We start from the raw sequence: 10148 nt of genomic DNA, 5'->3' as shown, positions 1-10148 counted from the left end.
TCAGCCAAGGGCGAGCGAACCTGCGCTTGGAACCGAAGCGGCATTCTCCCGAGGGTTCCAAACTATCCCGCAATGCGCTCGCAGCGCCGATGGCGCCCCCCCTTCGTAGCCGAGGCAAATTTGACGACGTGGAACGCTCATTCTCCACGTAACGTACTGTAAATTACATCCTCAGACCGCGGCCGGCACAGCAAAGTGTCAATGGTGTTTCTTTGCTGGAGCTCACCCAGGCTTCATTGAGGAGGCGGTCGAACGAGGATGATTATGGAGGCTCGACGCGATCCGCCGGCTGAAACAGACGTTAGTTCGCTTTTTGCAGGCGTCCAGAAGTGTAGCACGACCAGTTCACGAGTTCGCCTGTCGATCACCCTGTGAAGTTTCGCATCAGAAAAGCGGAAAGTGATGCTCAAATTGAAGGAGAGTATACCAGTGGCGTTCAGGTCCATCATGTTAGCTGTGACAGCGGTCGCCGGAATTTCGCTATGTGGTAGCGCGCTCGCGGAGGACGCGATCTCGGCGCCCGCAACGAAATCGATCGGCGCAGCGAAACCCAAGATCGAGCCCGCCCTGATCGTGCTCAACTCCAGGGGTGCGAGTCTTACCGGCGGTAAGCTTGTTCTCTCCGGCGTGTCGCCAAACTCCATCATGTTCGCTGATCGTCCGGTGCGCGCCGCCGGTCATGTGCTCACTTCACACGTGATCGAAGAATGGGCAGAGGGCAGCGACAGCTTTGCAAAGGACCCGCCCAACGCGACGGTTTCGGTTCTTGGAAAGGACGGTAGCTCCGTCCTCGATGCGGTGGTAACTCTGAAAGCTCCAAAGCTGGAAGGCGAAACGCTGACCTTCGACGTCGACATTTTGGAGGGGAGCATCGATGGCGCAGATGGACCTGCGTCGACGTTCATAGACATCATCGGTATGCCCTTCACGCCACTTTCTTTCGCCGGAGCGGCACGAAGGACCGCCTATCGCGGAGCGTGGTATGCCGGAGCAGCTGCGGCGGCAGCACCCTATTACTACCCACATCCTTATGTGCGGCCGGCGTGCGGTTTCTACCCATATCCGCCGTGCTACTGAGAAATTCCGCGGTTTGGGGGGATGGCGTTGTCTCAAAGGGGGCGGAAAAGGGTAGGTCCTTTTGGTGTGGATTTAGTGGTTCGCAATGCTGAATGACCTATTCAATGCTACATCTCCCGATCAGATTTCCCAGGTGATCTCACAYTCGATCGCTCCGTCCTTCCTGCTTGGCGTGGTCGCGAGTTTCGTCTCGATGTTGTTTACCCGGTTAACCAACATTCTCGGTAGGATCCGCGATCTCAACGAGCTACCCGCCGAGGCTCATCCGAAGAGCCACCTCAAGGATGACCTACCTCGGCTTCGATGCCGCGCGCGGTTGGTCAACAGGGCGATGCTCTACGTTGTCGCGAGCGGTGTCGTCGCCACGGTTCTAGTGATCTTTTCCTTTGCCAGTGCCTTCTTCGGGCGACAGCACGTTTTCGGGGCGGGCCTGCTGTTCACGATCTCCCTTGTCCTGCTTGGGGTCGCGCTCCTCACACTTGCACGTGAAGTCAGAATTGCCCTCAACGATTATGACCATCATGCTGTCAACGGAGGGTCGGGGATGCAGTGACGACGTTACTGGATCGTATCAGCTGACGGATGAGCCGATTGTGATGTGCTTTTGGCTGTTTCGTGTGCGATCCTCTGCCACACTCGCATTTTTGTATCCAATGTTAGCGCTTTGCATGGAGCAGTCGGGGGCGGCGCGTTCCCAAAATGCGCTGTAGCCGCCCGCAGGCTGAAATCGCTACCGAACTGTGACCGTGGTGACCCATTCCTATTTTACATGGGTGGTGAATCGGCGCGCTATCTGTTTGATTTGCATTCTCTGGTGAATAAAGCGCGAGCTGCCGAAATTGCCTCGGTTTCGCACAGATCGCCATCGTGGGTGATCGTTGAATGCAAAGGGCGTAGCGTGGGAACAACAAAGGCCGATGCTAAGCTGCGTCGGGTCGTAGCCATCGTCGGGCTTCTCAACCTTGGATATTTCGGAGTCGAATTTGGCGTCGCTCTTACTATCGGCTCGGTATCCTTGTTTGCTGACAGCATCGATTTTCTAGAAGATGCCTCGGTCAATTTTCTGATATTCGCCGCTCTTGGCTGGAGCGCAATCGGAAGAGYACGTGTCGGCATGGCGCTTGCAATGATACTGCTCGTTCCGGGTCTCGCCACATTGTGGACTGCATGGGATAAGCTCAACACGCAGATACCCCCCGACCCTGCCTCCCTTACACTTGTGGGCGGTGGCGCGCTTGTCATTAACCTGACCTGCGCTTTCATGTTGGCTCGCTATCGCGGTCATGGCGGTAGCCTGACGCGCGCTGCATTCCTATCGGCACGAAACGATGCGTTCGCCAATGTCGCAATTATTGCGGCGGGGCTAACCACAGCGTTGGTATGGGTGTCCGCCTGGCCAGACCTAATCGTGGGGCTAGGCATTGCCGCGTTGAACGTCGATGCCGCTAGGGAAGTCTGGGAGGCAGCGCGGAACGAACACAAGGTTGCATCAGCATAACAATTGCGACCCGCCAGAAGGCTTAAGAGTGGCGATCCAAGCTGGCGCAACTGAGCGGTACGAAATCACGTTGTTGGGCTACTCAACGCTCACGCCATTCCTTGGAACGTCGCCCCCACCCAACGCTGGCGATTGTTGCCGCTTATGGTGGAATTGATTTGCATCTCGTGCTCTCCGCCCGAGCAACTGTAGCTCGAATGGCAGCTGCCTGTTGGGCACGGCAAGCACCTGATCATTGCTATGCATACCGTTTCACGGCGAAGGATCGCGTCATAGTCGTCGGCGGCGACTGCCGCTACAGCGATAGCCGGTTGAGGCCGTGCAAAGCGCGGACCTGTTCGTCGCCGATGTCGCCTCGAAAGCCAATCTCGTCCATGCCTCCTTGGGCGGCAGCGTGGAGGAGCGCGCCGAGGTCATCTCGCGCCATCACGCGCTGCCACAGGATCTGGTGCGGCTGCAGGAGCGGACGGGCGTCAAGACCATAGTGACTTACCACGAGCAGTCCTTCCTGCGTGGCGAGAGCTATTATCGCGAAGCCTTGCTGGACGAAATCCGGCAAGCCGGGTTGGTCGCCCAATGCCATTCGTCGGTGGACTACGACATCTTCAGACGGCTGCACGCCCCCTGACGAGACCACCTCCTAGTTTACGCAATTATGCCCTTGAACCCACGGTCCAACTACCGCCGGGTGCAGCAACTGTCGCTCATCGCAAATTCGTCTCGAAAACAGACCTTCCTTTTACGGCCCCAAATGAGCTGCGGAAAATCATTTCCCGCGTTGGAAGCAGAGGTGCCAAGGTCTACAGCGTCAATGGGTGGGAACCTGTCCGTCCGCTTTCCGCGGACGAGTGGTAAAAACTGACGTCAGGTCAGCCGAAGCAACCGACAGCTTTGCGCTCCACTAAGATGCCGGTCCCGGAAAAGCAATCCTGACAGCGGCCGTTCGGGTCGACGGCTCAAGCGAAAATGAAGGCCTCCAGACGGTGTCTTCCGCCGGTTCCAACCCGATTCCTTTGACTTTGACGGCCTGCCGGCACTGTGAGACCGTCGCCGGAATGGACCGGCGTCGGCGCGTAAATCTTCGTCGAAAGCTTCGAGTCTTTTTGGACCGTGAAGAGATATCCTCATGCGGATCGCCATCTTCGTGCCTGCAGACGTACATTCTCTGGAACTTGCCGGGCTAATGGACGTGTTCGCCGAAGCGAACGCCCGTGCAGGCAAGAACTTCTATGATGTTGCCGTCGTCGCGGAAGATGATCGCACGATCCGCTGTGCGTCAGGCCTGAGAGTGTTGTCCGACTGCGCCTTCGACACGTACCCGAGTGCCCCCGACACCTTGCTCGTGGCCGGGAGCGTCGGAGTTCCTCACGGCCCGGGCAGGCACGTTATTGACTGGTTGACGAGTATGGCCCCCCAGACGCGGCGCTACGGCTCCGTATGCACAGGGGCATTCGTACTTGGCGAAGCTGGCCTACTCAAAGGCAGGCATGTTACCACGCACTGGMAGTTTGCTTCTTTGCTTGCCGAGCGCTTCCCCGAGGCGCGGGTGGAAGGCGACCGGGTTTTTGTCCGTGATGGCGCGATGATAACGTCGGCTGGGTCCAGCGCGGCGATCGATCTCGGCCTTTCCCTCGTCGAGGAGGACCTCGGCCGAGAAGTGGCGCTCTTCGTGGCCCGCCGGCTGGTCGTGTTCCTGAAGCGACCAGGTGATCAGTCACAATTCAGCGTGCATCTGGCGGCACAGGCGATTGACCGCAGCCGGCTCTATAATGTCCAGCAGTATGTCCTGAACCATCCTGCCGAGAACCTCTCGGTCACCACCTTGGCAAGGATCGCCGCGATGAGCGCGCGCAACTTCACGCGCGTTTTTTCGCAGGAGGTCGGTTTATCGCCATCTCTCTATGTCGAGCTGACCCGCCTAGACGTTGCACGCTTCCTCTTGGAAGGGAGCCGGCTGTCGATCGCATCGATCGCAGAGAGAAGTGGTTTTGGATCGGCGCGAGCCATGCGCCGTGCGTTCCTTGCGCATGTCGGCGTGACGCCGTCCGACTACCGCGATCGCTTCCGGACGTCCGGGAATGGAGCAAGGGCCAGTTTGTCCGATAACGGCTGACGGTTGTCCTGAAACCGCCTCAGCCGTGGGTTGCCTCCCATCAGGTCGCCGTCCATGGCTCGTGTCATGGAAGACTTCAGCAAACTCATGCCGTCGGACTTTACGAAGCGCGGGTCGAGCACCTCCGACGATGGGCTCAGGTCCAACGCGGTCAGGGCAATCCTTCCGACGTTGGTCGAGGAACTGACCGACGGGATCGCTATCGCTCAGCGTTTGGGCGCCAATGCGCCTTTGCTCTACGTAAACAAGTCCTTCGAGTGCCTGACGGGATACGCTCGGAATGAGGTCATCGGAAAAGACTGCCGCTACCTGYAGGGCAATGAACGCGACCAACCGGAGATCGCCCGCATTCGCGCAGCGATCCAGGCGGGGGAGCCTGTGGACGCGACGCTGCGCAACTATCGAAAGGACGGGTCGGCGTTCTGGAACAGTCTCAGTCTCAGACCCGCCTGGGTCGGCGAGGAACTGCTCTACCTCGGCATCCTGCGCGACGTATCGGCGATACGGCAGGCGCATCACGCCCTTGATCGCGTCGCAAACCTGGACGGCACAACGGGTTGTCTGAACCGTCAATCCTTCATCCTGGCTGCCGAAGTACGCTTCGCAAAGCACGCCACGGCGACGCTTCTGATTGTGAAGCTCGATGTGATCGGTTTTCATGACCTCAACACCGGATACGGTTTCGAGATCGGCGATGCCCTCCTTTCTGAAACCGGGCGACGGCTGCGGGAGGTTGGCGCTGCGCTGGTGGCGCGGATGGGTGCGAATGAGTTCGCCCTGGCTTTCGAGCTCCCGGACGAAGCGGGTGCCGGGTCGATCGTGACACTGGTGTCCGCTGCACTTGCCACAGATTTCGTGGTAGCAGGGGCCAATGTCTCACTGCGTTTCGCCATCGGATATGCGATTGGCCAGGCTGGGGGCAGCGCCATTTCCGTGATCCGCAATGCCGGGACCGCCCTGTGGGCGGCCAAGTCTGACCCGCTGGGTGGTCCGCGCCGGTTTCGGAACGCGGACTACGAGGAAGCCCGCCGTCGTGTGCGAATGACACGCGAGTTGAAGGTCGCGGTCGCGAACGACGAGTTCGTGTATCACTTCCAACCCCAGGTCGACCTGCTCACCGGTGAGTGGCTAGGCGCGGAAGCGCTGATCCGCTGGAACCATCCCCTGTTCGGCAGCCAGCTTCCCGGCAGTTTTATCGAGACCGCGGAGCGATCAGGACTGCTGCTTGATCTCACCGAACGAAGCCTGACTACCGTCGCGACGTTCGCCCGGTGCGTCAACGCACACCGCGACAAGGCACTTCGCTTTTCGGTCAACGTGTCCGCGGCGGAATTCCTGCAGCGCGACATGGCCGAAATGCTCGACCGTGTCCTGCAACGGACCGGCGCCGAGCCTGCCTGGCTTACCTTGGAGATCACGGAGAGCATGTTCCTCAATGACACTCCCGGCGTGATGGACGCATTCGAGCGGCTGCGGCAGATCGGCGTCGGACTCTCGGTAGACGATTTCGGCACGGGCTATTCGAACCTGCGCTCGCTCGAAACGTTTCCGGTCACCGAGATCAAGATAGATCGCACCTTTGTCAATGAACTCGCGACGAGCCCCTCCAAGATGGTAATTGTCCGGGCTATCATCGACCTGGGACGCGCCTTTGGCCTGACGGTGGTCGCGGAGGGCGTGGAGACCGACGTCCAGCGAGCAATGCTTTGCGAACTGGGATGTCCCGTTGGCCAAGGCTATCTATTCGGAATCCCAACCGATGCTGAAGGCTTCGCCGCCAGCTTGGAACGGATGGGGAGCGGAGGAACGGACGTCRCCTAACGGCAGTTGAAGTTGATCCTTAGTTGAAGTGGACCGATGGCTTCCATCCCGGGTCCGGGCACAGTTTGCCTAGCCGATTTGGGGGCACGAACCGTTGTTGAACTCCCGCCGTTCAACGGCAGCTAACTGAACGTTGCCGCCCGAAAGCCGACGGTCTCTGCAAGCGCCCACTCACGCCGATATTCGATCGCTGCACCTATGGCAGGTTATGGACCGACGTTCGAGCCTTGCTCTGACGTCCTCACGGGATCGGTGGTCTGAGAAAGCTGCCTTGGGGCGGCTACGGCAAGGGCTTTTCGGGTGCCGGCTGTTCCGGGTCTGGCTCGGCCAGGTCGAGAATATCAGGCGTGTTGTTCCTTGGGCTGCCGACCTTGCGGCCGATCGGCCACATCTTCATCAGTTCAGAGGGAAACGGCTTCATCAGGTCGCGCGGGTCCGGATCGTCGAGGTCGAGCCAGCGCATGTAATCCCCGGGTGCCAGCACGACCGGCATGCGGTCGTGGATGGTCGCCATCATCTCGTTGGGCTCGCAGGTGACGACGGCGAAGGTGCAGAAATCCTCGCCATTGGCGTTGCGCCAGCTCTCCCAGATCGCCGCAAGCGCAAAGGGCGCGTCGTTCGCCATGGCGATGGCGTAGGGCTGCTTGTTCTTGCCGGTACCAAAAATGTCCTTCCACTCGAAATAGCCATCGACCGGCATCAGGGCGCGGCGCTGCTGGTAGGCGAATTTGAACAGGCCGTTGGTGGCGATCGTCTCCGACCGCGCGTTGATCGGCGGCCGCTGGCCGGTGGAGCTTGGCCCGCGCCTGCCGATAAAGCCCCAGATGGCCCGCACGAAAGCCGGGCCTTTCAGGTCACGGTCCATGACGATGATCGGATAGTCGAGGCTGGGCGCGCCATTCCAGCGCGGGAACGTGTTGCCAAGCTGCTCGGCCTCGCCCTTCTGGGCGAAGGCGAAGCTGCGCACGATGCCGTCGATTGAGGTCTTTACGAACACTCTTCCGCACATGGCGGACAAGATAGCGATGCGAGGGTGCGGAATCTAGCTTTCCGAGAACTCAGGGCCGAAACGGAATATGCGACTGGATTATCTTGGTGTCGCTGTATCCAGTGGAGGCGAGGAACGCACCAAGTGAACGTGAATTTCGGTCGAAGGGCACCCCTGGCCCTACGACTACTTGCCTCAACGGCAGCCTAAAGTCCGGATCAATCCGATCTTGAAATTCAAGTGCAACATCCAGGTACGGAAGCATGTCCGGCCCCCTCGAACGGTATGAAATCGGCGCTTCGTACGGCCTCGCAAATTTCTCACGTTCCCCAACCTGACCTCGCTCCACTCTACGATGTCCTCTGCACGGCGGCTTATCCGCGACTGGCAAAGAAACTCGCCATGGCGATCGGCGGACGTTCGATTCCAGACACGATACAGCTGAAGCAGTGGCTCGCGCTCGTCCCGGACACGCGCGGCGCGCAGCGCCTTTTGGTCAAGGACATGACCGAACTGGCAGGGCGCATTGGGGGGCAGGCCGACAAGCTACTGGCGGAATTCGAGGAGGCGGGCATTACACATGAAATCCTGAAAGTCATCCGCGGGGTCATAGAGACGCGCGCGGCACATTTGTTGCGGATTTCGGAAAAGGCTTGAAGTTCTGCCGGGGCCACATGGCCGTTGTTGACACCGGTCCGGCGGCCGGACAGAATTCCGCTGTGTATGTGAGCTGTTGATTTCCACTGCGAGCTGACCCGGCGCAGCCCGATATTTCCATTGAGAACTTCTCGGTGGAAACGCCGGGTCAGCTCGCAGTGGAAATCAACACCCGGTCAAAGATCGGGAGAAAGGCAACATCAACGGCGCCTGGCCACGAACTGATGATTGTAACCCCATTGAGCGCTGCGGCTCGCTAATGTTCTTCCGAAAGTATGGGCGATAACTCGACCGGACGGCACGCAGCCTCATCAGTGCGTTGTGGCTGACGCGGCCTTGGCGGTGGGACGTTTGGTCGAAGTCGAATTTTTGGCCGCAGGCGATCGCCTTTTAGGCTTCATTGGCGTCGCAGGCATGGGCTTGAAATCAGACGGAACGCTGGCAATGAATTCTCGGCCTAAGCGATAGAAGGCGTAGCCAACGGCTAACAGTGCGATCGTTCTCAACATAGCGGTCTCCTTTGCCACTTCGAACGCATAGCGGCTCCGTATAGTTCCGACCCGGGCTACGCGAGCGTCAACTGATGGGGCTGCCTTTGGAGATATTGCTGAAGTTGTGTAATCGGCCTGGGCGGGCTAAAAAAATGTCCTTGTACCGCGTCGCATCCGGTGGCCCGAATAATCAGCAGCTGTTCTTCTGTTTCAACGCCCTCAGCTACGGTGGTTATGTCTAGGGCATGGGCAAGGTTCACAATCGCGCTAACAATAGCCATATGGTCTCGATTTCCCACGATCTCCGCGATGAAGGAGCGGTCGATTTTGACCTTATCGACCGGAAAATTCCTCAAATAACTGAGCGACGAGTAACCAGTCCCGAAATCATCGAGCGAGATTATAACTCCGAGCGCATGGAGTCGGTTCAGCGCAAGCAAGGATTCCTTACTATCGTCAAGCAAAAGGGACTCAGTGATCTCTAGTTCAAGGCGCTCGGCGGGAAGGCCTGTCATCGAGAGCACTCCAGAAACTGTGTCGACGATGTTACCTCTTCTGAATTGGCTCGGCGACAAATTGACGGCGACGTTGATGTTCCCCGGTAAGCGCATTGCTTCTCGGCAGGCATTTTCCAGCACCCACGCGCCAAGCTGTACAATTAGACCCGTGCTTTCAGCTATTGGGATAAACTCGTCTGGCGAAATCGGACCGCGTTGGCACCCTGGCCACCGCAACAGCGCCTCAACCGTCGTGACCTCCTTGCTTTGGAGACTAACGATCGGCTGGAAAGCGAGTTCGAACTCCTTGTCGAAATCGGCTGCTCGGAGGTCGAGCTCAATCATGCGGCGGCGTTGCAACCGATCGTCCATCTCCGGCTGATAGAATTGATAAGTCCCGCGCCCATCACTTTTGGCACGATAGAGCGCTAGGTCGGCGTTTTTCACCAAATCGTCAGGATCGGTTGTTTCGGACGCCAGCGCTATTCCGATGCTTGCGCCGATAACTACCAAGTGACCGTCAAGCTGATAAGGCTCTTCAAGGGCTTCGATTAGGCGTTCTGCCACCCGTCCTGCCTCGTCGCCGCTAACAGCGGGCTGGACAACAATGAATTCATCACCCCCAAGCCGGGCGACCACGTCATACTCACGAACGAGCCCCAATATCCGGGCTGCGACCTCGCGCAATAATGCGTCGCCAACAGGATGGCCGAGCGTGTCGTTGACGTTCTTGAAGTTATCCAGATCAAGGCAGAGAACCGCAGTGTCCTGCTGATGAGTGAGACCTTCTGTTAACATGTGTTCCAAGCGCTCACGAAGCAGCAGGCGATTGGGAAGCCCAGTTAGCGGATCATGGCGCGCCATATGTGCTATGCGCGCTTCCGCCTGATGACGTTCAGTGATGTCCTCGTAGGTGGCGACCCAGCCACCCGCATCCATCGGTTGATGGCACACTGAAACGATGCGGTCGTCGGACAGCTTCTGCAGCAAGATTCCGGGCTTGCCC

9 protein-coding genes are annotated in these 10148 nt (G+C 58.8%); 7 read left to right on the top strand and 2 right to left on the bottom strand.

Going from position 1 to position 10148, the window contains the following annotated elements:
- Nucleotides 1-447: 447 nt before the first annotated feature.
- The 6 genes from AC1DUU_RS12715 (at nt 448) to AC1DUU_RS12690 (ending at nt 6509) form a co-directional block, all read left to right on the top strand.
- Nucleotides 448-1077: a hypothetical protein gene (locus AC1DUU_RS12715; protein WP_476783782.1), complete on the top strand. Its 630-nt coding sequence runs from the start codon at nt 448-450 to the stop codon at nt 1075-1077.
- An 85-nt stretch (nt 1078-1162) separates the two neighbouring features.
- A complete protein-coding gene (locus AC1DUU_RS12710) occupies nt 1163-1630 on the top strand; it encodes a DUF2721 domain-containing protein (RefSeq protein ID WP_476783780.1) in 468 nt (155 codons plus the stop codon).
- A 216-nt stretch (nt 1631-1846) separates the two neighbouring features.
- A complete protein-coding gene (locus AC1DUU_RS12705; protein ID WP_476783779.1) occupies nt 1847-2575 on the top strand; it encodes a cation efflux transmembrane domain-containing protein in 729 nt (242 codons plus the stop codon).
- A 319-nt stretch (nt 2576-2894) separates the two neighbouring features.
- On the top strand, nt 2895-3203 hold the full coding sequence (locus AC1DUU_RS12700; RefSeq protein ID WP_476783778.1) for a hypothetical protein: 309 nt from the start codon (nt 2895-2897) through the stop codon (nt 3201-3203).
- A gap of 498 nt (nt 3204-3701) precedes the next feature.
- Nucleotides 3702-4688, top strand: a complete 987-nt coding sequence (locus AC1DUU_RS12695; RefSeq protein ID WP_476783777.1) for a GlxA family transcriptional regulator — start codon at nt 3702-3704, stop codon at nt 4686-4688.
- Nucleotides 4689-4754: 66 nt separating this feature from the next.
- Complete coding sequence (locus AC1DUU_RS12690; protein ID WP_476783776.1) at nt 4755-6509, top strand: putative bifunctional diguanylate cyclase/phosphodiesterase; 1755 nt, start codon at nt 4755-4757, stop codon at nt 6507-6509.
- A 280-nt stretch (nt 6510-6789) separates the two neighbouring features.
- Here the strand turns inward: AC1DUU_RS12690 and AC1DUU_RS12685 are convergent, their stop codons facing one another.
- Nucleotides 6790-7518, bottom strand: coding sequence for an SOS response-associated peptidase (locus AC1DUU_RS12685; RefSeq protein ID WP_476783781.1), 729 nt, complete (start codon nt 7516-7518; stop codon nt 6790-6792).
- A 381-nt stretch (nt 7519-7899) separates the two neighbouring features.
- On the opposite strand from AC1DUU_RS12685, the gene AC1DUU_RS12680 reads away from it, so the two are divergent.
- Nucleotides 7900-8154 carry a hypothetical protein gene (locus AC1DUU_RS12680; RefSeq protein ID WP_476783775.1) on the top strand — a complete coding sequence of 85 codons (255 nt, stop codon included), beginning with the start codon at nt 7900-7902 and terminating at the stop codon, nt 8152-8154.
- Between the two features lie 565 nt (nt 8155-8719).
- Here the strand turns inward: AC1DUU_RS12680 and AC1DUU_RS12675 are convergent.
- Nucleotides 8720-10148: putative bifunctional diguanylate cyclase/phosphodiesterase (locus tag AC1DUU_RS12675; RefSeq protein ID WP_476783774.1), on the bottom strand; the 1429-nt coding region annotated here is incomplete at its 5' end.

The sequence above is a fragment of the Aminobacter sp. P4_H6_2 genome (genome assembly GCF_056400805.1).
The sequence above is the reverse complement of the archived record's forward strand: the minus strand, read 5'-3'. Positions and strand labels throughout refer to the sequence as shown.